20 protein-coding genes and 1 tRNA gene are annotated in these 21,234 nt (G+C 62.5%); 10 read left to right on the top strand and 11 right to left on the bottom strand.

Annotated features, from left to right (window positions below; all coding sequences use genetic code 11):
- Positions 1-532: 532 nt before the first annotated feature.
- The gene (locus O4H53_RS10560; RefSeq protein ID WP_269363615.1) at positions 533-847 is read left to right on the top strand and encodes an orotidine 5-phosphate decarboxylase; all 315 of its coding nucleotides are present in this window, start codon (positions 533-535) and stop codon (positions 845-847) included.
- A 266-nt stretch (positions 848-1,113) separates the two neighbouring features.
- Positions 1,114-1,836: an orotidine-5'-phosphate decarboxylase gene (gene pyrF / locus O4H53_RS10555; protein ID WP_269363613.1), complete on the top strand. Its 723-nt coding sequence runs from the start codon at positions 1,114-1,116 to the stop codon at positions 1,834-1,836.
- A 233-nt stretch (positions 1,837-2,069) separates the two neighbouring features.
- Here pyrF and O4H53_RS10550 read toward each other — a convergent pair whose 3' ends face one another.
- Positions 2,070-2,498: an NUDIX hydrolase gene (locus tag O4H53_RS10550; protein WP_269363612.1), complete on the bottom strand. Its 429-nt coding sequence runs from the start codon at positions 2,496-2,498 to the stop codon at positions 2,070-2,072.
- A 60-nt stretch (positions 2,499-2,558) separates the two neighbouring features.
- Between O4H53_RS10550 and O4H53_RS10545 the strand changes: the two genes are divergently transcribed.
- Positions 2,559-3,812, top strand: coding sequence for a DNA polymerase IV (locus tag O4H53_RS10545; protein WP_269363609.1), 1,254 nt, complete (start codon positions 2,559-2,561; stop codon positions 3,810-3,812).
- A gap of 60 nt (positions 3,813-3,872) precedes the next feature.
- On the opposite strand, the gene O4H53_RS10540 is transcribed toward O4H53_RS10545, so the two are convergent.
- Positions 3,873-4,472, bottom strand: coding sequence for a TetR/AcrR family transcriptional regulator (locus tag O4H53_RS10540; protein ID WP_269363607.1), 600 nt, complete (start codon positions 4,470-4,472; stop codon positions 3,873-3,875).
- Between the two features lie 82 nt (positions 4,473-4,554).
- Here O4H53_RS10540 and O4H53_RS10535 point away from each other — a divergent pair, with 82 nt between their 5' ends.
- Complete coding sequence (locus O4H53_RS10535) at positions 4,555-5,058, top strand: anthrone oxygenase family protein (RefSeq protein ID WP_269363606.1); 504 nt, start codon at positions 4,555-4,557, stop codon at positions 5,056-5,058.
- Positions 5,059-5,062: 4 nt separating this feature from the next.
- Here O4H53_RS10535 and O4H53_RS10530 read toward each other — a convergent pair whose 3' ends face one another.
- Positions 5,063-5,923 (bottom strand): N-formylglutamate amidohydrolase, encoded by an 861-nt coding sequence (locus tag O4H53_RS10530; protein WP_114276211.1) that lies wholly within the window; start codon positions 5,921-5,923, stop codon positions 5,063-5,065.
- 149 nt (positions 5,924-6,072) lie between these two features.
- Here O4H53_RS10530 and O4H53_RS10525 point away from each other — a divergent pair.
- The 3 genes from O4H53_RS10525 to yghU all read left to right on the top strand — a co-directional run bounded on the left by O4H53_RS10525 (position 6,073) and on the right by yghU (position 7,446).
- Positions 6,073-6,147: transfer RNA gene (locus O4H53_RS10525), tRNA-Val, on the top strand.
- An 89-nt stretch (positions 6,148-6,236) separates the two neighbouring features.
- On the top strand, positions 6,237-6,362 hold the full coding sequence (ykgO, locus tag O4H53_RS10520) for a type B 50S ribosomal protein L36 (protein WP_005850168.1): 126 nt from the start codon (positions 6,237-6,239) through the stop codon (positions 6,360-6,362).
- A gap of 205 nt (positions 6,363-6,567) precedes the next feature.
- Positions 6,568-7,446 carry a glutathione-dependent disulfide-bond oxidoreductase gene (gene yghU / locus O4H53_RS10515; RefSeq protein WP_269363603.1) on the top strand — a complete coding sequence of 293 codons (879 nt, stop codon included), beginning with the start codon at positions 6,568-6,570 and terminating at the stop codon, positions 7,444-7,446.
- 32 nt (positions 7,447-7,478) lie between these two features.
- Here the strand turns inward: yghU and O4H53_RS10510 are convergent, their stop codons facing one another.
- The 8 genes from O4H53_RS10510 to O4H53_RS10475 form a co-directional block, all read right to left on the bottom strand.
- Positions 7,479-9,131, bottom strand: coding sequence for an ABC transporter permease (locus O4H53_RS10510; RefSeq protein ID WP_269363634.1), 1,653 nt, complete (start codon positions 9,129-9,131; stop codon positions 7,479-7,481).
- Between the two features lie 121 nt (positions 9,132-9,252).
- On the bottom strand, positions 9,253-10,455 hold the full coding sequence (locus O4H53_RS10505) for a phenylacetate--CoA ligase family protein (RefSeq protein WP_269363601.1): 1,203 nt from the start codon (positions 10,453-10,455) through the stop codon (positions 9,253-9,255).
- Positions 10,456-10,550: 95 nt separating this feature from the next.
- Positions 10,551-11,387 carry an ABC transporter ATP-binding protein gene (locus O4H53_RS10500; RefSeq protein WP_114276185.1) on the bottom strand — a complete coding sequence of 279 codons (837 nt, stop codon included), beginning with the start codon at positions 11,385-11,387 and terminating at the stop codon, positions 10,551-10,553.
- A gap of 71 nt (positions 11,388-11,458) precedes the next feature.
- Positions 11,459-12,742, bottom strand: coding sequence for an ABC transporter substrate-binding protein (locus O4H53_RS10495; RefSeq protein ID WP_269363599.1), 1,284 nt, complete (start codon positions 12,740-12,742; stop codon positions 11,459-11,461).
- A gap of 84 nt (positions 12,743-12,826) precedes the next feature.
- Complete coding sequence (locus O4H53_RS10490; protein ID WP_269363597.1) at positions 12,827-13,903, bottom strand: branched-chain amino acid ABC transporter permease; 1,077 nt, start codon at positions 13,901-13,903, stop codon at positions 12,827-12,829.
- 83 nt (positions 13,904-13,986) lie between these two features.
- Complete coding sequence (locus tag O4H53_RS10485; protein ID WP_269363595.1) at positions 13,987-14,994, bottom strand: branched-chain amino acid ABC transporter permease; 1,008 nt, start codon at positions 14,992-14,994, stop codon at positions 13,987-13,989.
- A 53-nt stretch (positions 14,995-15,047) separates the two neighbouring features.
- Positions 15,048-15,866: an ABC transporter ATP-binding protein gene (locus tag O4H53_RS10480; protein WP_269363593.1), complete on the bottom strand. Its 819-nt coding sequence runs from the start codon at positions 15,864-15,866 to the stop codon at positions 15,048-15,050.
- A 79-nt stretch (positions 15,867-15,945) separates the two neighbouring features.
- Complete coding sequence (locus tag O4H53_RS10475) at positions 15,946-17,919, bottom strand: AMP-binding protein (protein WP_269363592.1); 1,974 nt, start codon at positions 17,917-17,919, stop codon at positions 15,946-15,948.
- Between the two features lie 193 nt (positions 17,920-18,112).
- Here O4H53_RS10475 and O4H53_RS10470 point away from each other — a divergent pair, with 193 nt between their 5' ends.
- The 3 genes from O4H53_RS10470 to O4H53_RS10460 are packed head-to-tail and all read left to right on the top strand — an operon-like array spanning position 18,113 to position 21,200.
- Positions 18,113-20,023, top strand: coding sequence for a PAS-domain containing protein (locus tag O4H53_RS10470; RefSeq protein WP_269363591.1), 1,911 nt, complete (start codon positions 18,113-18,115; stop codon positions 20,021-20,023).
- Between the two features lie 2 nt (positions 20,024-20,025).
- On the top strand, positions 20,026-20,736 hold the full coding sequence (locus tag O4H53_RS10465; protein WP_114276177.1) for a response regulator transcription factor: 711 nt from the start codon (positions 20,026-20,028) through the stop codon (positions 20,734-20,736).
- Positions 20,727-21,200 (top strand): GNAT family N-acetyltransferase, encoded by a 474-nt coding sequence (locus tag O4H53_RS10460; protein WP_269363588.1) that lies wholly within the window; start codon positions 20,727-20,729, stop codon positions 21,198-21,200. Before O4H53_RS10465 ends, O4H53_RS10460 begins: the two co-directional genes overlap by 10 nt.
- The last annotated feature ends 34 nt before the right edge of the window (positions 21,201-21,234 follow it).

Below are 21,234 nucleotides of genomic sequence, written 5' to 3'. Positions count from 1 at the left end.
GCAGCGCCTGACCGCGGGTGGGCAGCGGAACGTCCGTGGGTGCCACTTTATTTCTAATCTTTGGCGTGGGGATGATGAACCGCAATACGGTGAGAAAGCGCCCGCCCATGGGGCGGTCGGGCGCTGCCCGGCGGTGCTGCGCACCTTGACTCCGGGCTTTGGTGGACGGCACCTTCGTCCCGCAAAGCGGCTCCTCGCTCACCCCGCGTCGAAGGGCCGGATTGGGCCAGAATTGCCTGGCACGACGTTTGATAGAACCTGTCAGATGCCGGGTGACATGAAGCGCAGGCAGGGCCAATGCGCCTGCGGACAGGCGGTGCACCAGGGGAACGGCAGCAATCTGCCCAATTTGCGACAAATTCCGCAGAAATGAAAAATTCCATACCGGGATAGCCGACTGTAATAAAAAGATTATTCCAATTTATTCACAGCATTTTCCGGAATTCATGCAACCATTTCGCAACATAATCGTTGTTGTCTAAAGCAGCACCAACCCCTGCGACAACGATCAAGGCCTTGTGAGGTAATCTTCATGCAGAATCCAAGCATTCAGCTGTCAGATGTGATCTACAACGCCGCCGAACAGACGTTCGAGGCGCTTGTCACTCTCCATCGTGACGGAACCGCGCGCAAATATGCCTGCGCCATCAATGCGCCCATCACCATGTCTTTCGAACAGGCGGCCGAGGGTCTGAAAAAACAGGCCATCCGCCGGGACCGGCAAGGTGCCGGTCTTTATTCGGAACGGGCTCACCGCGCTGCCCGGCAACGTGCCGGCCGGCCCCGGTTCGACCCGCGCCGCTGGCTGGAAAGCCTGGTTGCCTACCCCGGCAACCGCGCCGCCTGATTTCACAGCCATCCGCGCGACACCTGCCTTTCCGCGCGGACAGCCGGGCACCGCTGCATATTCTGTCCATGCAGCTGCCCCACCATCAGAGACCTATGCCTGCCTGCACTGTCTCTGACATACTGACCCGGATATCGCGCAAGCATATCCGGGTTTTTTTGTCTTCCACAGCACCGGCGCGCGCCCGGCCCGCTCTTTTCACTGGACAGCTTCCGGTCAAACCGACTACGACCCAGACGTTTGCCCGCATCACCCAAGGAAGCCAGATGACAGATGACCGCCTGATCGTAGCCCTCGATGTTCCCAATGCTGTCGCGGGGCTTGCCCTCGCAGAAGAACTGGGCGACGCCGTCAGTTTCTACAAGATCGGGCTGGGCATGTTGACCGGCGGTGGTCTGGCGCTCGCAAACGAGCTCAAGCAGGAGCACGGCAAACGCATCTTTCTGGACATGAAGCTTTTCGACATCGGCGCAACCGTCGAAGCCGCCGTGCGTGGCCTGGCGCAGTTCGAACTCGATTTCCTCACCGTGCATGGCGACCCCTATGTTGTTGCTGCCGCCCGCGAAGGGGCTGGCGGGCATGACACAAAGATCCTCGCGGTGACGATCCTGACCTCGCTGGACCGGGCCGATCTTGACGGCGCCCTGATCCGCGACGGCGCCATCCGCGATCTGGTGCAGACCCGCGCCGCAAATGCCTTCGAAGCAGGTGCAGACGGCATCATCTGCTCCCCGCACGAGGCCGCCCTTGTCCGCGCCCTACCCGAAGCGGAGGGCAAGCTGGTGGTGACCCCCGGCGTCCGCCCCTTCGGCAGTGCGCCCGGCGACCAGAAACGCATCATGACACCGGCGCAGGCGATCGCCGCAGGCGCGGATCATGTGGTGGTCGGCCGCCCGATCTGGGCGGTGCCTGACCCCCGCGACGCGGCGCTTGAAATCCTCGCCGAGATGAAAAGCCCACAGGCGGCCAGACCCAACGCCCCCTCCTGAACTGCCCTTGGATGGCTGGCGGCAGCGCCTGAACTTCAACCGCTGACTGTAACATAAATGACAACATCGGGCCTGCTGGCTGTCCGGTCAGGAATTCCCGACTATGTGGCCCCTGCTTGCCATGTTAACCTAAGGTCAGGTGATACTCCCCGACGAACTGGTTCTTCCTGAAGTTCGTCAACTCCCCCCCGCTGCAGAAGGCGGGGGGCTTTGTCTTGAAAATCCAAATAATTTCAAAGACCTGAAACGCCCTCGCGCTTCAGGAACAGCCGCAGACGTGCCTGAAATGCCGGGACGGCCTTGGGATGTGCCAGAAATGCGTCAGACGACATCAGCGTCCATCGCTGCCCTTCGTTGCCGAAAATGACATCCTGCGCCGCCCGGTCCGGCAGGCCTGCCACGAAGAACCATTTGACCTGTCCGTCCTCGGTAAACCGCTGCCGCCATGTCACCGCACCCTCGGGCACCGTCAATCCCAGCTCCTCGCGACACTCGCGAAGGGCGCATTCCAGGGGCGTTTCATCCCCCTCGCGCCCGCCACCGGGCAGGTCCCAATATCCGGCAAAGGGCAGGCCGGGGATATCGTCGCGCAGGATCACTGCCAGTTTCGCGCCGATGAAAAGCGCAAGCTTGGCACCGTCAAAGCCTTCGTCCTGCCCCATGTTCTTTCCTTCGCTCACCCGCTACATTGGCTACATAACCATTCTCATCCGTGTGCCAAGATGGCGAGCCTTTGTCGTGATTGCCTGAAAGAACAACCTGCCGTGACGCGGTGCACCAACTGCGGCAGCCCCCGTGTGCTGTCCCATCCCGAACTCATGGAACTGACCATCGCGCATATGGATTGCGATGCCTTCTATGCCTCGGTGGAAAAGCGCGACAATCCGGCGCTGGCGGGCAAACCTGTCATCATCGGCGGCGGCCGGCGCGGGGTGGTCTCCACCGCCTGCTATATCGCGCGGATTCGCGGTGTGCGCTCCGCGATGCCGATGTTCCAGGCGCTCAAACTCTGTCCGGAGGCGATCATCATCAAACCCAGGATGGCGGCCTATGTCGAAGCCTCCCGTGCCATTCGCGCCATGATGGAGGAACTGACTCCGGCCATTCAGCCGCTTTCCCTGGACGAGGCCTTTCTCGACATGACCGGCACCCAACGCCTGCATGGCGCGGCCCCTGCGGTCATGCTGGCGCGGCTGGTCCGTCGCATGAAAACCGAACTGGGGCTGACCGGCTCCATCGGGTTGAGCCACAACAAGTTTCTGGCCAAGGTCGCCTCCGACCTCGACAAGCCGCACGGCTTTTCCGTCATCGGCAAGGCGGAAACCGCCGATTTCCTGCGCGACAAACCGGTCAGCATGATCTGGGGGGTCGGTGCGGTCACCCAGGCGGCGCTGGAAAAGGCCGGTGTGCGCAACTTTTCCGACCTTCTGCGTTGGGAAAAGCAGGATCTGATCCTTCGCTTCGGCGGCATGGGCGAAAGGCTGTGGCACCTGGCGCGCGGCCAGGACCATCGCCGGGTCTCGGCCCATGAACCGGTCAAATCCATCTCCAAGGAAACCACCTTTGGCGAGGACACAGGCGATGCCGATATTCTGGATGGCCACATCTGGCGGCTGTCGGTGCAGGTGGCCGACCGGGCCAAGGCCAAGGGAATGGCCGGGCGCATCGTCACGCTGAAACTGAAACATGCGAATTTCAAGATTCTCACCCGCCGCGTCTCGCTCCCCGACCATACCCAGCTTGCGGACCGCATCTATCGCCATGCCCGCGCGCTGTTTGACCAATTGGGTGACCCCGGCCCTTTCCGCCTGATCGGTGTCGGGATCTCCGACCTTGGCACGCCCGAGGGCTCCGATCTGGCCGGAGACCTGCTGGACCCGCAGGCCGATAAACGCAACCGCGCGGAACGCGCCACCGACAGCATCCGCTCCCGCTTTGGCGAGAAGGCCATCGTAAAGGGGCGCGCCCTGCGCTGATCCGCGCGCCCGAGGCCGCTGCGCTGGGCTCAGGCCCCGCCGTTCAGCGGATTAAGTTCATTACGGCGCACAGAGCGCCATGAACTGGGCCATCGCAATCCTGGCCTGCGCCGCAACCTGCGCCTCACCGGGGGCGGGCAAGGTCCCGATTACCCGCCTGATCTGCTGATCGCCCACCAGCAGATGCATGAACAGCGGCGCGATATCCCCCTCCTTCGGCGGCACCACCTCCCCTGCTGCTATCGCTTCTTGCATCACACCGGCCAGCAGGGGCAGGATGCTCTCGCGTCCCCCTTCGGCAATGGCGCGCCCCAGGTCTCCTGTGGCATCCGCCGCAGCGGCCCGGTTCAGCGAAATCGCGCGCTCCCCCAGCAACATGCCCAACAGGACCGGCGCCAGCCGATGCAGCCTGTCCAGTGGCGACAGGCCCGCCGGTTCCACGTGATCAAGTGCCGCGCGCACCGCGTCGGCATTGGCCCGGACCATGCTGACGAACAATCCCTTCTTGTCGCCGTACCACCGATAAAGTGTCTCGTTCGACGCCCTGGCCCGTTTCGCCACCGCCAGCATGGAGGTTCCGTCATACCCCTGCTCGGCCAGCAGCTCATAGGCCACTGCCTCAATCTCGCGCATGCGCGCCTGGCGTTTGTCGTCACGCATCGAATGCCCCCGTCTGCTTGACAAATAAACGTACATTAAGATACGGATATGTAAAGGCGTACACATCAATACGGATATTCAGATGACCAACATACTTTCCCGCCCCCTGCTTCTGCTCTCCCTGCTGCTCTGCGGCGCGCTCTTCGGCTTTTTCTACGCCTGGGTCTGCTCGACCATGTGGGGGCTGGATCAGGCCGACCCCCGCACCGCCATCGCCGCGATGCAGGCCATGAATGCCTCGGTGCGCAACGCGGTCTTTGCCCCCGCTTTCTTTGGCACGCCCGTCGTGCTGGCCGTCACAACGGTGATTCTCTTTGTGGCTGCACAGCGGGCCGCCGCCGGGTGGTGCCTTGGCGCGGCACTGCTGGTGACCTTTCCGGGCGTCCTGCTGACAATGGCGGTGAATGTCCCGATGAACGAAGCCCTTGGCGCAGTCCCCGTCCCCGAAGATATCGAAACAGCGCGCCAGATCTGGCAGGGCTATTCACCGGAATGGCAGTTCTGGAATCAGCTGCGGACCGCCGCAACCGGTCTGGGGACGCTCTGCCTTGGCATGGCGATGCTGTCAGTCGGGAAAAAGACCTGAACGGCTATTCGGCGGCCAGCGGCAACCGGCCCTGGCCGATCTGCGCCACTTCCCCCACCACCTGCTGCAGGGCAGCGCGCACCGTGTCAAAGTCGCCATTGGGCCGGATCAGCGCCTCGTTCATGTAAAGCGAGCGGTCGATTTCGACCTGAACCGCATGCTGCCCGCGTGACGGGCGGCCATAGGCCTGGGTGATATAGGCCCCCGCAAAGGGCGTGTTGCGGGTCACCACGAATCCGGCGTCAGCAAAAGCCGCCTCGATCCGGTCCACGACCTCGCCCCCGGCAGAGGCCCCGAACCGGTCCCCCAGAACCACATCAGGGCGGCGCATACCCGACCGGGCCACCCCGTCCATCGCCTCATGCGGCATGGAATGGCAATCCAGCAGCACCGCCTGGCCATGCCGCTGATGCGCGGCATCCAGCAGCTTTTGCACCATGTCATGATAGGGCTGCCAATATTGCGTGATGCGACGCTCCGCCTCGGCACCAGTGATCTTGCCCCGGTAGATCGCCCGCCCGTTCGACACGACACGGGGGATGACACCAAGGCCGGAAGCCACCCGCGGATTATGCCCCTGCCTGCGCACCCCTTCGATCAGCGCCGGGTCCAGCTCGTCGTTGGACCGGTTCAGATCCACAAAGGCGCGCGGCGCGCCCGCCTTGATGAAAGTCGCACCGAAACGCGGCGCGCAGTCGAACAGCATGTCCACAAAAGCATCTTCCGACGACCGGATCGCATGTTCGTCCAGCACCGTTTTACGCAGGAAAGACCAGGGGTAATCACGCCCGGAATGCGGCGAGGCAAAGACCACGCAGGACCGGTTGCGCTCCGGGTGAAAAACTTCGTAGGCAGACTTCGGCATACGGCCCCCTTTCGCGATCAACATAGCGCAGAAACTTGCGATGCCAAAAGCCCTTGATCATGTGCCCGACTCCTTTTATAGCACCCCTCACGGCGCGGGTTTTCGCGCCCCATTTTGTTTGGGGCCGTATATAATCCGTGTTTCAGTGTGGGTGATTAGCTCAGCGGTAGAGCACTTCGTTGACATCGAAGGGGTCACTGGTTCGATCCCAGTATCGCCCACCACCGAATTTCACTGGTCTGACCGCCTCTGGCGTGTCGGGCTGCCCGCAACCCGGCGCTGGTTCGCGCCAGACAGAAAGATGGAGAAGGACATGAAAGTTCGCAACTCGCTCCGCTCGCTCAAGAACCGGCACCGTGATTGCCGCGTTGTGCGTCGCAAAGGCCGCGTTTACGTGATCAACAAGACCCAACGCCGGTTCAAAGCCCGCCAGGGCTGAGATCTGCCAGCAGTTACCATTCAGAAAGGCTGTCCTTCGGGGCAGCCTTTTTTCTTGGCCGGCCGCCCCCTGCCACACGCCGGGATCACAACCATGTTTGCGGCGGAATGCATTTTTCCTCTGGCCCTCACTGGGTCAAAGCCCCACCTTACGGCCAATCCACAAGGTGCACGCGCCGTGCGCCCGCCGAAGAGAAGGAACCCATATGGCCGAGATGAAAACCTACACACCGCCCAAGGTCTGGACCCAGGACGCCGAAAGCGGCGGGCGCTTTGCCAGCATCAACCGCCCCGTCGCGGGTCCCACCAGCGAAAAGGACCTGCCGGTCGGCAAACATCCCTTCCAGCTATATTCACTGGCCACGCCCAATGGCGTCAAGGTCACCGTCCTGTTCGAAGAGCTTCTGGCGGCCGGTCACACAGGCGCGGAATACGACGCCTGGATCATCAACATCATGGAAGGTGACCAGTTCACCTCCGGTTTCGTCTCGGCCAACCCGAATTCGAAAATTCCCGCGCTGATGGATCACTCCGGGGACAAGCCGCAGCGGGTCTTCGAATCTGCGTCGATCATGATGCACCTGGCGGAAAAGTTTGGTGCCTTCATCCCCGAAAACCCGGCGGACCGGACAGAGATGCTGTCCTGGCTGTTCTGGCAGATGGGCAGCGCGCCTTATCTTGGTGGCGGATTCGGCCATTTTTACGCCTATGCGCCGGAGAAATGGCAATACCCCATCGACCGCTTCACGATGGAGGCGAAACGCCAGCTCGATGTGCTCGACCGGCATCTGGCCGAGAACGAATGGATGGCAGGCAGCTATTCCATCGCCGATATGGCGATCTGGGCCTGGTACGGGCAGCTTGTGCTGGGACGGCTCTATGATGCGGCCGAATTCCTCGATGTGACCTCTTACAGGAATGTGCTGCGCTGGGCCGAAACCATCGACGCACGCCCGGCGGTCAAACGCGGCCGGATGGTCAACCGGGCCTTTGGCGATGACCTGTCCATGCAGCTGCGCGAACGCCACGACGCCTGCGATTTCGAGACCAGGACCCAGGACAAGATCGAGGCCGCCAAGGACTGAAGGCACAGCGGGAAGGTGCAGCCCGATGCGCCTTACCTGCGCCGCCCCCGGCCCACCTGGCGGCAGATCAGAATCACCGGCAGCAGACCCATCGCCACGATCACCAGCGAAGGCACCGCAGCCCCGCCCAGCCGCTCGTCACTGGCCAGCCGGTAGGCCTGCACCGCCAGCGTGTCATAGTTGAACGGGCGCATGATCAGCGTAGCGGGCAGCTCCTTCATCACATCGACAAAGACGATCAGCAGCGCGGTCAGCAGGCTGGGCGCCAGGATCGGCAGATGCACCCGGCGCAGCGTGCCGACCGGCGTTTCGCCCAATGACCGCGCGGCAGCGTCCATATTGGCGTGAACCATCGCCTGCCCGCCCTCATAGGCGCCCAGCGCCGCCGCCATGAAGCGCACCATATAGGCCGCCACCAGCAGCCAGATCGACCCGGTGATCAGCAAGCCGGTGGAAATGCCGAAGGTCGCGCGCATCCAGGCGTCCAGCGTATTGTCAAAGGCGGCAAAGGGCACCATCAGCCCCACCGCGATCACCCCGCCCGGCACCGCATAGCCCAGCCGCGCCACATAGGCCGCCCCCTGGGACAGCCGCCCCGGACGCAACCGGCGGAAAAAGCCCACGCAGATCGCGCCCACCACAGTGACAAGCGCGGCCGTCCCCGCCAGCGTCACCGAATTGCGCATGAAACCCAAGTAGCGCGGGCTCAGAAGGTCCTGCTCCGAGCCAAGGCCCATCACCAGAAGAATCACGATGGGCAGCAGCGCACCAAAAACCACCGGCACCCCGCAAAGCACCAGCGCGCCGATCCCCGACCAGCCGCGCAGCTCGATCGGGGGCATGCCGGGCGCGCGCCGTGCCGGGTCATGATATTTCGCCTTGCCCCGCTGCACCCGCTCCAGCATCGCCAGCAACAGGGCAACCGACAGCAGACACAGCGCCAGCTGCGCAGCCCCGGCCCGGTCATAGAGCGAAAACCACGATGTATAGATGCCCGTGGCAAAGGTCTGCACGCCGAAATAGGCCACAGTGCCAAAATCCGCGATGGTCTCCATCACCGCCAACAGGACGCCACCGGCAATTGCCGGACGCGCCAGCGGCAGGCTGACCTTGCAGAATGCCGCAAAGGCGGAAGAGCCCAGCGCCCGCGCCGCCAGAAATGTCGTTCCGCTCTGCTGCAGGAACGCGGCCCGCGCCAAGAGGTAGACATAGGGGTAAAGCACCAGAATCAGCATCACCGCCGCACCGCCCAAAGACCGTACATCCGGGAACCAATAGTCGCGCGGCCCCCAGCCGGTAACGTCACGCAGCGTGCTTTGCACGATGCCCGGATGATCCAGCACAAAGGTATAGGCATAGGCCAGCACATAGGCCGGAAAGGCCAGCGGCAGCACCAGCGCGATCTCAAGGAATCGCACGGCGGGAAAGCGTGTCATGGTCACCAGCCAGGCCGCGCCGACCCCCACCGCAAAGGTGCCCGCCGCCACCATCACAACCAGCTTGAACGTGGTCCAGCTATAGGCCCCCAGCACGGTCGCGAGGAGGTGCCGCACGGTATCCGTGCCCCCGCTCAGCGCCGCAATCAGCACCGCCAGCATCGGCAGCGCGCAAACAACAGCAACCAGCACCGCGCCAAAGGCCAGACCCCGCGCCCGGTCTGTCGGGGCAGGGCGTCTCGCGGTCATCTGGCTGGTGCTCTGGGCCATGGCCCTATTTCGATGATTTCAGTCAGGATTGCCAGCCCCGCCCCGCACCTCTGCTGGAACAATCTGCTGTCGGCATTCAGGACACCCGCCGGAAAACAGATCAGTCGTAGCTGCGCTGATCCTCGATCACCAGCCCGTCCTTGGGCAGCGTGTCAGGATCGACGATCACCACCTTGCCTTTCAGCTTCAGCAGATTGGCCACCGATTGCGCATAGGCCTCCGGGTCCCCCCCCGCGCTTTCGATATGGACTGTCATCACGTCCTGCTCGCCTGTGCGGCTGGCCACCACGCGCGCCTTGCGGATCTCGTCATGCTGGGCGACAAGCGCCGCCACCTGCTCGGGGCGGACGAACATGCCCTTGATCTTGGTGGTCTGATCGGCCCGGCCCATCCAGCCCTTGATGCGCATATTGGTGCGCCCGCAAGGCGATGCGCCCGGCATCACCGCAGATAGATCGCCGGTGGCGAAACGGATCAGCGGATAATCCGGGTTGAGCGAGGTCACCACAACTTCGCCGACTTCCCCCGCCGGAACGGGATCGCCGGTGCCGGGTGTCACGATCTCGACGATCACCCCCTCGTCCACGATCATGCCCTCCATCGCCACACTTTCGTAGGCGATGTTGCCCAGATCGGCGGTGGCATAGCACTGGAGGCAGGAAATCCCCCGGTCGATGTAGTACTGGCGCAACGACGGGAACAGCGCGCCGCCGCCGACAACGGCCTTGGTGATGCCCAGGGCCACGCCCATTTCATCCGCCTTTTCCAGAATGATCTTGAGGTAATCGGGGGTCCCGGCATAGGCGGTTGTGCCCACGTCCCGTGCCGCCGTGACCTGCAATTCGGTCTGGCCCACACCGGCAGGCAGAACCATCGCGCCCACCGCCCTTGCGCCGCTTTCAAACATATGGCCTGCAGGCGTCAGATGATAGCCAAAGCAGTTCTGCACGATGTCGCCCGCACCCAGCCCCGCCGCATGCAGGAAACGCCCCATGCGGAACCAGTCGGCAGAGCTGCCGCCCGGTTCATAGATCGGGCCGGGCGACTGGAACACATGGGTCGCGTTGCGCACTGCAATCCCGCCAAAGGGCGGTCTTGCCTTTTGCCAGCCGCTCAGGTCGGATTTCCGCAATACCGGCAGCTTCGGCAGATCCTCCGGCCCGCCGACAGCAGCCGCATCGGCGCGCCAGTCTTCCGGCGCATCGGTGATCCCGGCCAGGATCTCTTTCAGCCGCGCGGCCTGTGCCGCCGCCCGCTCATCCGCACTGCGGATTTCGAGATCATCGAAATGGGAAGCTGACATGACTTTGACCCTTGTTCTTCGACTGTTGCGATGGGCCGCGCCCATCTTACGTTTCGGTTGATCCACAATTCAGCGGGCAAGTCGCCCGTGGCACATCAGGACAGCCAACGCTTGCGACGCCGGTAGGACCGCACATCGCGATAGCTCTTGCGGCCCTCATCCGACAGGCCAAGGTAGAATTCCTTCACATCCTGGTTCTCGCGCAGATCGGCGGCGGGGCCGTCCATCACCACGCGACCGGATTCCAGGATATAGCCGTAATGCGCAAACCGAAGCGCCACGTTGGTGTTCTGTTCGGCGAGAAGAAAGGTCACGCCCTGCTCTTCGTTGATCGACTTCACGATTTCGAAAATCTGTTCGACCAGTTGCGGCGCAAGCCCCATCGAAGGTTCATCCAGCAGGATGGTTTCGGGCTTGGACATCAACGCACGGCCCACCGCACACATCTGCTGTTCCCCGCCCGAAGTATAGCCGGCCTGACTGCGGCGGCGCTCCTTGAGACGTGGAAAATAATCATAGACCATTTCAAGGTCTGCATTGATCGCTGCGGCGCCATCGCTGCGGGTATAGGCTCCTGTCAGCAGGTTTTCCTCGATCGTCAGATGCTCGAAGCAATGCCGCCCCTCCATCACCTGCACGACACCCTTCTTGACCGTCTCGGCCGGGTCCGCGTGATGGATCGGCGCGCCGCGATACCTGATCGACCCCTTGGTCACCTCGCCCCGTTCGGAGGCCAGCAAACCCGAAATCGCCTTGAGCGTGGTGGTCTTGCCCGCGCCGTTGCCGCCCAGCAGGGCGGTGATACCCCCCTTCGGCACGTTCAGGCTCACGCCCTTCAACACTAGGATCACATGGTTGTAGATCACTTCGATGTTGTTGACTTCCAGCACGTTGTCCACGGCCACATCGGCGGTATTGGTGTCGTCCAGCATGGGTTTCGTCTTTCCAACAGGATCGGGAGTGGTTCCCGGCCCGCATATCGGCGCGGGCCGGGAATTGCGTCTTAGCCGCAGCTCGGCTCGATGTTGTTCTCGGCAGCGTAAGCGGCAGAGTCCTCTTCGATCAGCGGTCCGATCACATCCATGTCCGTGGGCGCAAAATCAGAGATCAGCTTCCACTCCTTGGCTGTGGCATCCCACTGCGTCACACCGACAAGCCCGGTGCCGCCGTGGTTGGAACAGGAGACGTCGAAGGTCGGGCCAAAGTTCGGCAGGCCCAGTTCGGTCATCTTCTCTTCGGTGATCTTCAGCGCCTCCATGCCATCGCGCATCATCGCCGGGGTGATATCCGCCGTGCCATGGATTTCCTGCGCGGTCTTGGCCGCCTCGGCTGCCAGCATCGCCGCATAGAGACCGCGGTTATACAGCACCGTGCCGATCTGGTCGCCGGCCCCCGCCGCGAGCCCCTTGTCCACCACATAGGTCTGGATGTCGTCGAACACGGGGAAGTCGCTGCCCACACCGTGGAACGTCAGCGCCTTGTAGCCATCGGCCGCAGCACCCGCCGCCAGCACGTCGTTTTCGGAACCGGACCACCAGATGCCGATGAAATTCTCCATCGGGAACCGGATGTTTGCCGCTTCCTGAACCGCCACCTGGTTCATCACGCCCCAGCCATACATGATCACATAGTCAGGCTTGTCGCGGCGGATCTGCAGCCACTGGGACTTCTGCTCCTGGCCCGGGTGATCGACCGGCACTTCGGTGAACTCGAAGCCATGCTTTTTCGACAGTTCCTGCAGCGTGCGGATCGGCTCCTTGCCGTAAGCCGAGTTGTGATAGACCAGAGAGATCTTCTTGCCGTTCAAGTCACCGCCGTTTTCAGCCAGCAGATAGTTGATCGCACCCGAGGCACCGTTCCAGTAGTTGGCGGGGTAGTTGAACGTATGCGTGAAGACCGCGCCATTGGCGGCCGAGGTCCGGCCATAGCCCATGGTGTGCATCGGGATGTCATCCGCCGTGGTCTTGGGGATCAGCTGATAGGTGATCCCTGTCGACAGGGGCTGATAAACCAGCCCGCCGCTGTCTTTCAGCGATTCGTAGCATTCCACACCCTTTTCGGTGTTATATGCCGTCTCGCATTCCGGGACGCTGGTCTTCACCCCGCCAATGCCGCCATCACGCTCGTTCAGCATGGTAAAGTAATCGGCATATCCGTCCGCAAAGGGGATACCACCCGCCGCATAAGGACCGGTGCGATAGCTCAGCGATGGAAAGACAAGATCCGCCATCACGGGGCTTGCCGCCATCAGGCCTGCAACGGCCAGAGTTCCTAGTTTGTATGTCATCGGTGTTTTCCTCCCTTGGATAAATTCCGACTTGTTACGTTCTCAGGGCCGGGTTTCACCCCGCCTCGTTTCAGCAACCGCCCGCTAATGCGGGAAGGGCCACAGTCTCAGTTTCTCTTTCGCCACGCGCCAGAGCTGCGCAATGCCATGCGGCTCCGCGACCAGGAACAGCACGATCAGCGCCCCCACGATGACCAGCTGCAGATGTGCGACGATATCCGTCGGCCATCCCAGCCAGTCCACGCCCACCACCTTCAGCAGCACCGGCAACAGGACCAGGAAGGCCGCCCCGGCAAAACTGCCAAAGATGCTGCCCAGCCCCCCGATGATGATCATGAAAAGCACGAGAAAGGATTTCTGGATGCCAAAGGCCTCACCGACCTCCACCGCGCCCAGGTAGATGGAAAAGAACAAGGCCCCCGAGACGCCGATGAAGAACGACGATACCGCAAAGGCCGTCAGCTTGGCCCGCAGCGGGTTCACCCCGATGATCTCGGCGGCGATGTCCATGTCGCGGATCGCCATCCACTTGCGCCCCACCGAGCCGCGCGTCAGGTTCCGCGCCACGATGGCGCTGACAATCGTGAAGATCAGGCAGAACGCATAGGTCGCCCAGGCTTCCGCATTGGGGCCGGTGATGACAATGCCGAATACATCCCGCTCCGGCGCGTTGATCTGGCCGGAGGCGGAATAATTGTAGAACCACGGAAACCGGTTGAAGAGCCAGACCAGAAAGAATTGCGCCGCCAGTGTCGCCACCGCCAGATAGAACCCCTTGATCCGCAGCGACGGCAGGCCGAACAGCACACCCACAGCGGCGGTGATCGCCCCCGCAAGCAGCACGTGGATGAACATGCTGACATCGGGCATCGCCGTCATCAGCTTGTAACAGGCATAGGCCCCTACCGCCATGAACCCGCCGGTGCCCAGGCTCACCTGCCCGCAATAACCCACCAGAATGTTCAGCCCGATGGCCGCAATGGCATAGATCAGGAAGGGCAGCAGCAGCGAGTTGGCCCAATAGTCATTGATGACAAAGGGGATCACGCAGATGGCGATGAACAGCACGAGGTAATAGCGATACCGGTCGAACTTGATCGGAAAGGTCTGTTGATCCTCGGCATAGGTTGTCCGGAAATCACCTGCTTCACGGTAGAACATGGTCAACCCTCCTGTGGTGCGCAATGAATGCGCACCCTACGTTGCTGATGTAGGGTGCGCATTCATTGCGCACCGCCGTATGATCAAACCCGTTCAATGATACGCTCCCCGAACAGCCCCTGCGGGCGAAACACCAGAAACAGCAGCGCCAGCATATAGGCGAACCAGTTCTCGGTCGCCCCGCCAAGGTAGGGCGCGCCGATCAGGAATTCGAACAGCTTCTCGCCCACTCCGATGATCAGCCCGCCGACGATGGCACCGGGGATCGAGGTGAAACCGCCCAGCATCAGCACCGGCAAGGCCTTCAGCGCGATCAGCGACAGCGAGAATTGCACGCCCGACTTCGCGCCCCACATGATCCCGGCGACAAGTGCCACGAACCCCGCCAGCGACCAGACCAGCACCCAGATGAAGTTCAGCGACACCCCGACCGACAGCGCCGCCTGGTGGTCGTCCGCCACGGCCCGCATGGCGCGGCCCTGCTTGGTGTATTGCGCGAACATCACCAGCCCGATCACCAGAATGGCGGCAACGATGGAGGCCACGATATCCAGGTTGTCGATGAAAAAGCCGTATCCGAAGGCATTGAAGGTGGTCTCGTCGATCCACAGGTTCAGCCCCTGCGGCAGGCAGACCCCATCCGCCGCGCAGACGTTCAGCGCCTTCAGCTCGGACCCCCACATCAGGTCCGCGACCCCTTCCAGGAAATAGGCCAGACCGATGGTCGCCATGAACAGGATGATCGGTTCCTGACCCACAAGATGTTTGAACACGAACTTCTGCACCGCCCAGGCCAGTGCGATCATCACGATGACAGTCAGCAGGATCGCCAGGAAACTATGAACCGTCCAGCCGAACTTGTGCACGTCGGTGCCAAAGATCGCATTGATCAGATGGGCAAAGGGCACCTGCCCGTTCTGGATGCCCACCAGCGTCATCGCCGCAAACAGCGCCATGACCCCCTGGGCATAGTTGAAAATGCCCGAGGCCTTGTAGATCAGCACGAAACCAAGGGCCACCAGCGCATAAAGCACCCCGGCCATCAGCCCGTTGAGGAAAACCTCGATTGTAAAGGCAAGTTGCTCAGGCATTGATCGGCCCTCCGTAAATCTGCGTCCCGAAGGCGCGGATCGCTTCCGCAAAATCAGTCATGTGCCACCCCCAGATAGGCGTCGATGACGTCCTGGTTGTTGCGCACCTCGGATGGGGTGCCGTCCCCGATCTTCTTGCCGTAATCCATCACCACCACCCGGTCGGAAAGGTCCATCACCACGCCCATGTCGTGTTCGATCAGCGCAATCGTGGTGCCGAATTCGTCGTTCACATCCAGGATGAAGCGGCTCATGTCCTCTTTCTCCTCCACGTTCATGCCCGCCATCGGCTCATCCAGCAGCAGGATCGACGGCTCGGCGGCCAGCGCCCGCGCCAGTTCGACCCGCTTTTTCAAACCATAGGGCAAACGCGCAACCGGCGTCTTGCGGATCGCCTGAATCTCAAGGAAATCAATGATCTTTTCCGCAACTTCGCGGTTCTCGATCTCTTCGCGTTCGGCCTTGCCCTTCCAGAAAGACTGGTAAAACAGGCCGGTGTTCATATGCGGCAAACGCCCTGTCATCACGTTGTCCAGAACGCTCATCCCCTCGAAAAGGGCGATGTTCTGAAAGGTCCGCGCAATGCCCTGTTCGGCCACCTGATAGGGCTTCATGACCGGGCGGCGCGCGCCCTTGTACCAGACTTCGCCCTCCTGCGGGACATAGAAGCCGGAGATGACGTTCAGCATCGACGATTTGCCGGCCCCGTTCGGCCCGATGATCGCGCGGATCTCGCCCTCGCGGATGTCAAAGGAAATGTCCTTGATCGCCTCCACCCCGCCGAACCGCAGGGTGATGTTCTTCATTTCCATCACCACGGGGCCGATGGTGCGGCCGTCGGCGGTCTGGTAACTGTCCGCTGAGTCCTTCACACCCTGTCCCCTTCATTCTGTTTCAAGTTGCACCACGCATGGGATGGCGTGCGGAACGGACGTGCGCGTCGTATCGCCATCATTCCGCCGCCATCTTCTTGCGGTTGTCCGCGAATACCTTCGCATCACGGACCTCCAGCGTCGCCTTGATGCTGCCCTTGCGGCCATCCTCATAGGTGACTTCGGTTTCGGTGCTGACCGTCCCGGAGCCGTCGTAAAGCGCGCGGATGATGTCGTCATACTTCTCGGCGATGATCTTGCGCCGCACCTTGCGGGTCCGCGTCAGCTCCCCGTCATCCGCATCCAGCTCCTTGTGCAGCACCACAAAGCGGTGCAGCTGGCAGCCCGACAGCATCTCATCCTCGGCGATGCTGGCGTTGACCTCCTCCACATGGGACTGGATCGTATCCATCACCTTCGGATGCCGCGCCAGCTCCTGATAAGAGGCATAGCCGATGTTGTTGCGTTCCGCCCAGTTGCCCACCGCCGTCAGGTCGATATTGATGAAGGCTGTGCATTCATTGCGCCCGTTGCCAAAGACAACGGCCTCAAGGATGTTGGGATAGAACTTCAGCTTGTTCTCGACATACTTCGGTGCGAACAGGCTCCCGTCCGCCATCTTGCCCACGTCCTTGGCCCGGTCGATGATGCGCAGATGGCCGGTGCCTTCCTCGATGAAACCCGCGTCACCGGTGGCCACCCAGCCTTCGGCATCCTTGGTGTCCGCCGTGCTTTCGGGGTTCTTGTAATATTCGACAAAAACACCGGGCGAGCGGTAAAAGACTTCGCCATTCTCCGCGATCCGCAACTCCACACCGGGGCAAGTCACCCCAACCGTATCGCTGCGCACCTCGCCATCGGGCTGCGCGGTGATGAACACCGTGGCTTCGGTCTGGCCGTATAGCTGCTTGAGGTTGATCCCCAGCGACCGGTAGAAATCAAAGATCTCCGGCCCGATGGCCTCACCGGCGGTATAGCCCACGCGCACCCGGCTGAACCCCAGCGTGTTCTTCAGCGGACCATAGACCATGATCTCGCCCAGCCGGTACTTCAGCCGATCCCAGATGCCGACCTCCTTGCCGTCCAGGATCGCGGGCCCCACCTTGCGGGCATGGGCCATGAAGGTGTCAAACAGCCATTTCTTGAAGCGGCTCGCATCCTCCATCCGGATCATCACGCTGGTCAGCTGGGACTCGAACACGCGCGGCGGGGCAAAGTAATAGGTCGGCCCGATCTCGCGCAGGTCCACATGCATCGTATCCGCCGATTCCGGGCAGTTCGTGCAGAACCCGGCCCAAAGCGCCTGACCCACCGAAAAGATGAAATCGCCAACCCAGGCCATCGGCAGATAGGCCAGGATATCGTCCGACTGCCGCAGATCGTCAAAGGCGCACGAGGATTTGGCCGTCTCGATGATGTTGCGGTTCGACAGGACCACGCCCTTGGGCTTGCCCGTCGTGCCGGAAGTATAAAGCATCACGCCGGTGCTGTCATAATCCAGCCTGGCCTGCCGCGCCTCCATCTCCTTGATGTGTTTCTCGCGGTTCTCGCGCCCCATCTCCTGCACGCGACTGTATTGGGTCAGCGCGCTATGGTCGTATTTGCGCAGGCCCCGCGGGTCGAGATAGATCATCTGCTCGAAACCGGTCAGCTGGTCCTGCACCTCGATGATCTTGTCGACCTGCTCCTGGTCGCCCACCACCGCAAAGCGCGCGCCGCAATGGTCCATGACATAGGCCATCTCTTCCGCGTTGGAGTCCTGATACAGCGGCACGGGCACCGCCCCCACCATCTGCGCGGCCATCATCACCCAGTACAGATAAGGCCGGTTGCGCCCGATGATGGCGATGAAATCGCCCTCATTGATGCCCAACTCCATCAGGCCCAGCGCCAGCGCCTCGACCTCGTCCCGCGTCTCGGCCCAGGTCCAGCTTTGCCAGATCCCGTATTCCTTTTCGCGATACGCAGGCGCGTTCGCAAACTCCTGCGCATTTCGATGCAAAAGAGCCGGAACGGATGCGGGTCCGTCGGCGCGCGTCAGCGGCTTGGCCAAATTATAGTCCTCCCAGTGCCACCCATCGGCGGCGTGATCGCTTTGCGCGATTCTACCACCCGATAAAGGTGCGGCTTTGACCCTGAAGGTCAACTTTTTCCCGATGTTTTCTCAATCCTTTCGAATTGTAACAGCAGCGAATTCGTCTTGGCCTCAACCTGATCCCGGTGCTACGTCGAATGAAGGAGGGGCCATGCAGATCACCGACGACCAGACCAAGGCGATGACCACCGCAGGCCTGAACCTGATCGCACAGGCGCTGACAATCTACGATTCCAACCTGCAACTGGCCGTCTGTAACGCCCCCTTCCAGCATATGTTCAACCTGCCCGATTCGCTGGTCACCCCGGGGGCAAGCTTTCGCGAAACCATCCACCACCTTGCTGCCCGTGGCGAATACGGCGAGGTCGCTGACATCGACGCCTTCGTGCAGGAACGCGTGGAACAGGCCCGCGCCTTCGAGCCGCATTACATGGAACGCACCCGCGCCAACGGGCGCACCATCTCTGTCGAAGGGTCGCCCCTGCCCCAGGGCGGTTGGGTCACGGTCTATACCGACATCACCGCCGCCAAGACCCAGGAAGCTCTGCTGCGCGCCCGCGCCGGGGCGCTCTCCGATCAGGTGCTGGCCCATGCAGAGCAACTGTCACAGACCAACCGCGAACGCGCCGCGATGATCACCACGCTGGAAGAGACCAAGCGCCAATTGACCGAAAGCGAGGCCCGCACCCGCCTCACGACGGAAATGATGCCCGCCCATATCGCCCATGTCGGACCCGACGGGCGCTATACCTATTCCAACCGCCGCCTCAGCAGCGTGATGCCCGGACGGCCCCGCAACATCATCGGGCTTCATATCTCCACGGCACTGGGCGAGTCTGCCTATGCCCGGATCAAACCCGCGCTCGACCGGGCGCTGGCCGGGGAACCCGCCATCGTCGAATTCACCCATCAGGAAAGCGCGCGGCGGATTCGCGGCTCCTTCACCCCCGACGGGCAGAAGGGCGCATATATCATGTCGATGGACATCACCGAGGAAACCCAGACCCGCGAAGCCCTGCAACAGACCCGCAAACGCGAGCTGGCCGCGCAGATGATTTCCGGTCTGGCGCATGATTTTTCCAACCTGCTGACCATCATCCTTGGCCTGCAATCCAAGCTCGGCCGCCTCTCGGCCATGCCGGCAGAGGCCGCCGCGTTGATCGACGGCACCCTGGCCGCCGCCCGCCGTGGCGGCGCGCTGCTCAGTTCCATCGCCGATATGACGGGGCCCGAAACCCTGCGCCCGGTCTCCATCGACCTCGACGGCCTGATCGCCGATCTGCAAACGCTGGCGGCACCGACCCTGCCCGCCAAGGTCAGCCTCACCACCGTGAACGAAGCGCCGGGCACCATGGCCCTGCTGGACAGGGGCCGTCTGACCGACAGCCTGCTGAACCTGATCCTGAACGCCCGCGACGCCATCGGCACCAGCGGCAGGATCGAGGTGACCCAGCGTCTGGTCCATGACACCTGGGTCGAATGGGTCGTCACCGACAGCGGGCCGGGCTTTTCACCCTCGGCGCTGGAACACGGCCTTGACCCTTTCTTTACCACCAAGGGCAGCGAAGGCTCCGGGCTGGGCCTGCCCATGGTCTATGACATGACCAAATCGGCAGGCGGCAACCTGCGCCTGTCCAACGTGGCAGACGGCGGGGCGCAGGTGACATTGCGCCTGCCCTACCGGGTGGCGATCCCCGCCACCGGCGGGCTGGTCCTGCTGGTGGAGGATCACGACGCCATCCGCGCCTCCGTCCGGGACATGCTGACCGGTCTGGGACAATCGGTGATCGAAGCCACCAGCGCAGACGAGGCCACGGCCCTGCTGGCCGACCTGCCCGATATCACCTTTGTCCTCTCCGACATCCAGCTGGTCGGAGAAGCCACCGGCATCGACCTTGCCCAGCGGATAGGCGGCACCACACCGCTCTGCCTGATGACCTCCCTGCCCGGCGATCACGAGATGTTCGTGGCGGCCCAGCGCCTTGCACCGGTGCTGCGCAAACCCTTCGCGGAACAGGACCTGGCCGCATTGATCCAGCCGACCCTGCAAAAAGGCACATGACCATGACCGCCAAGGAACGCCCCCTGGTTACCATCCTCGATGACGAGCCCGAAATCCGTACCATGCTGGCAGAGGCGCTGGAGGAATCGGGGTTCGACACCCTCAGCTTCGGCCGCGCCCGCGCCTTCGAGGCGGCGCTGTCCCGGCACCGCCCGGATGTCTGCCTGGTGGACCTCAGCCTGCCCGACACCGATGGCCTGACTTTGGTTCACCGGCTTGCGCTGGAACAGGGCGCCATCGTCATCATCATCTCGGGCCGGGCCGAGGTGCAGGACCGTGTGACCGGGCTGGAGTTGGGCGCGGACGATTACATCATCAAACCCTTCGATCCGGCCGAAGTGGTCGCGCGCATCCGCGCCCGCCTGCGCAGCACCCGGCCCAACCCCCAGGCCGGTGACACCGCCCGTTTCAACGGCTGGACCGCACATTTCGACCGCTACGTGCTGGAAAATGCCGAAGGCGCGGAAACCCCGTTTTCCCATGCCGAAGGCGAGGTCCTGCGCCTCTTCCTCGACAGCCCCAAACGTCTGATCAGCCGGGCGCAGATGCAGGAAAGCCTGGGCGGCGCCGCCTCCGAAAGTTTTGACCGGGCAATGGATGTGCGCATCTCGCGCCTGCGCACCAAGCTCAGCGAAGACCCCAAGAACCCGCAGCTGATCAAGACGATCTATGGCGCGGGCTACATCTTTCTGGGTGATGTCACATGGGGCTGACACCGCAGCGGCACGGACCGGATGACCCGGCACTGGCCGCGATCCTCGATCTGATCCGGAGCTGCTTTGCCCCGATGGAGGGCCGCATCGACCCGCCCTCCTCGATGCTGCGGATGACCCTGGCCGGATTGAACGATGATGCCGCCACCAGCGAAATCTGGTCCCTCGGCACGCCGCCCCTGTCCTGTGTGATCCTGACCCCCAGGCCGCAGCTGCTCTATCTGGGGAAACTGGCGGTCCATCCCGATGCGCGCCGACAAGGGTACGCGCGCCGCCTGATCGACCATGCAGAGCACCGTGCCCGCGACCTCGGCCTCGGGGCGGTCGAATTGCAATGCCGTGTCGAACTGGTCGAAAATCACGCCCTCTTTGCCGCAGCCGGATATGCTGAAATCGCCCGAACCGCGCATCCGGGCTACACGCGGCCCACCTCGATCACATTCCGCAAATCCGTGGGCGGCTGACGGTGCACGGGCTGTGTACAGCTTGTGCAGGGCC

Source organism: Sulfitobacter sp. G21635-S1 (assembly GCF_027213915.1).
Taxonomy (GTDB): domain Bacteria; phylum Pseudomonadota; class Alphaproteobacteria; order Rhodobacterales; family Rhodobacteraceae; genus Sulfitobacter.
The sequence above is the reverse complement of the archived record's forward strand: the minus strand, read 5'-3'. Positions and strand labels throughout refer to the sequence as shown.

Coding starts and splice junctions, on each gene's coding strand:
- O4H53_RS10560 (WP_269363615.1), top strand. CDS start 533: ATGCAGAATCCAAGCATTCAGCTGTCAGATGTGATCTACAACGCCGCC.
- pyrF (WP_269363613.1), top strand. CDS start 1,114: ATGACAGATGACCGCCTGATCGTAGCCCTCGATGTTCCCAATGCTGTC.
- O4H53_RS10550 (WP_269363612.1), bottom strand. CDS start 2,498: ATGGGGCAGGACGAAGGCTTTGACGGTGCCAAGCTTGCGCTTTTCATC.
- O4H53_RS10545 (WP_269363609.1), top strand. CDS start 2,559: ATGGCGAGCCTTTGTCGTGATTGCCTGAAAGAACAACCTGCCGTGACG.
- O4H53_RS10540 (WP_269363607.1), bottom strand. CDS start 4,472: ATGCGTGACGACAAACGCCAGGCGCGCATGCGCGAGATTGAGGCAGTG.
- O4H53_RS10535 (WP_269363606.1), top strand. CDS start 4,555: ATGACCAACATACTTTCCCGCCCCCTGCTTCTGCTCTCCCTGCTGCTC.
- O4H53_RS10530 (WP_114276211.1), bottom strand. CDS start 5,923: ATGCCGAAGTCTGCCTACGAAGTTTTTCACCCGGAGCGCAACCGGTCC.
- ykgO (WP_005850168.1), top strand. CDS start 6,237: ATGAAAGTTCGCAACTCGCTCCGCTCGCTCAAGAACCGGCACCGTGAT.
- yghU (WP_269363603.1), top strand. CDS start 6,568: ATGGCCGAGATGAAAACCTACACACCGCCCAAGGTCTGGACCCAGGAC.
- O4H53_RS10510 (WP_269363634.1), bottom strand. CDS start 9,131: ATGACCGCGAGACGCCCTGCCCCGACAGACCGGGCGCGGGGTCTGGCC.
- O4H53_RS10505 (WP_269363601.1), bottom strand. CDS start 10,455: ATGTCAGCTTCCCATTTCGATGATCTCGAAATCCGCAGTGCGGATGAG.
- O4H53_RS10500 (WP_114276185.1), bottom strand. CDS start 11,387: ATGCTGGACGACACCAATACCGCCGATGTGGCCGTGGACAACGTGCTG.
- O4H53_RS10495 (WP_269363599.1), bottom strand. CDS start 12,742: ATGACATACAAACTAGGAACTCTGGCCGTTGCAGGCCTGATGGCGGCA.
- O4H53_RS10490 (WP_269363597.1), bottom strand. CDS start 13,903: ATGTTCTACCGTGAAGCAGGTGATTTCCGGACAACCTATGCCGAGGAT.
- O4H53_RS10485 (WP_269363595.1), bottom strand. CDS start 14,994: ATGCCTGAGCAACTTGCCTTTACAATCGAGGTTTTCCTCAACGGGCTG.
- O4H53_RS10470 (WP_269363591.1), top strand. CDS start 18,113: ATGCAGATCACCGACGACCAGACCAAGGCGATGACCACCGCAGGCCTG.
- O4H53_RS10465 (WP_114276177.1), top strand. CDS start 20,026: ATGACCGCCAAGGAACGCCCCCTGGTTACCATCCTCGATGACGAGCCC.
- O4H53_RS10460 (WP_269363588.1), top strand. CDS start 20,727: ATGGGGCTGACACCGCAGCGGCACGGACCGGATGACCCGGCACTGGCC.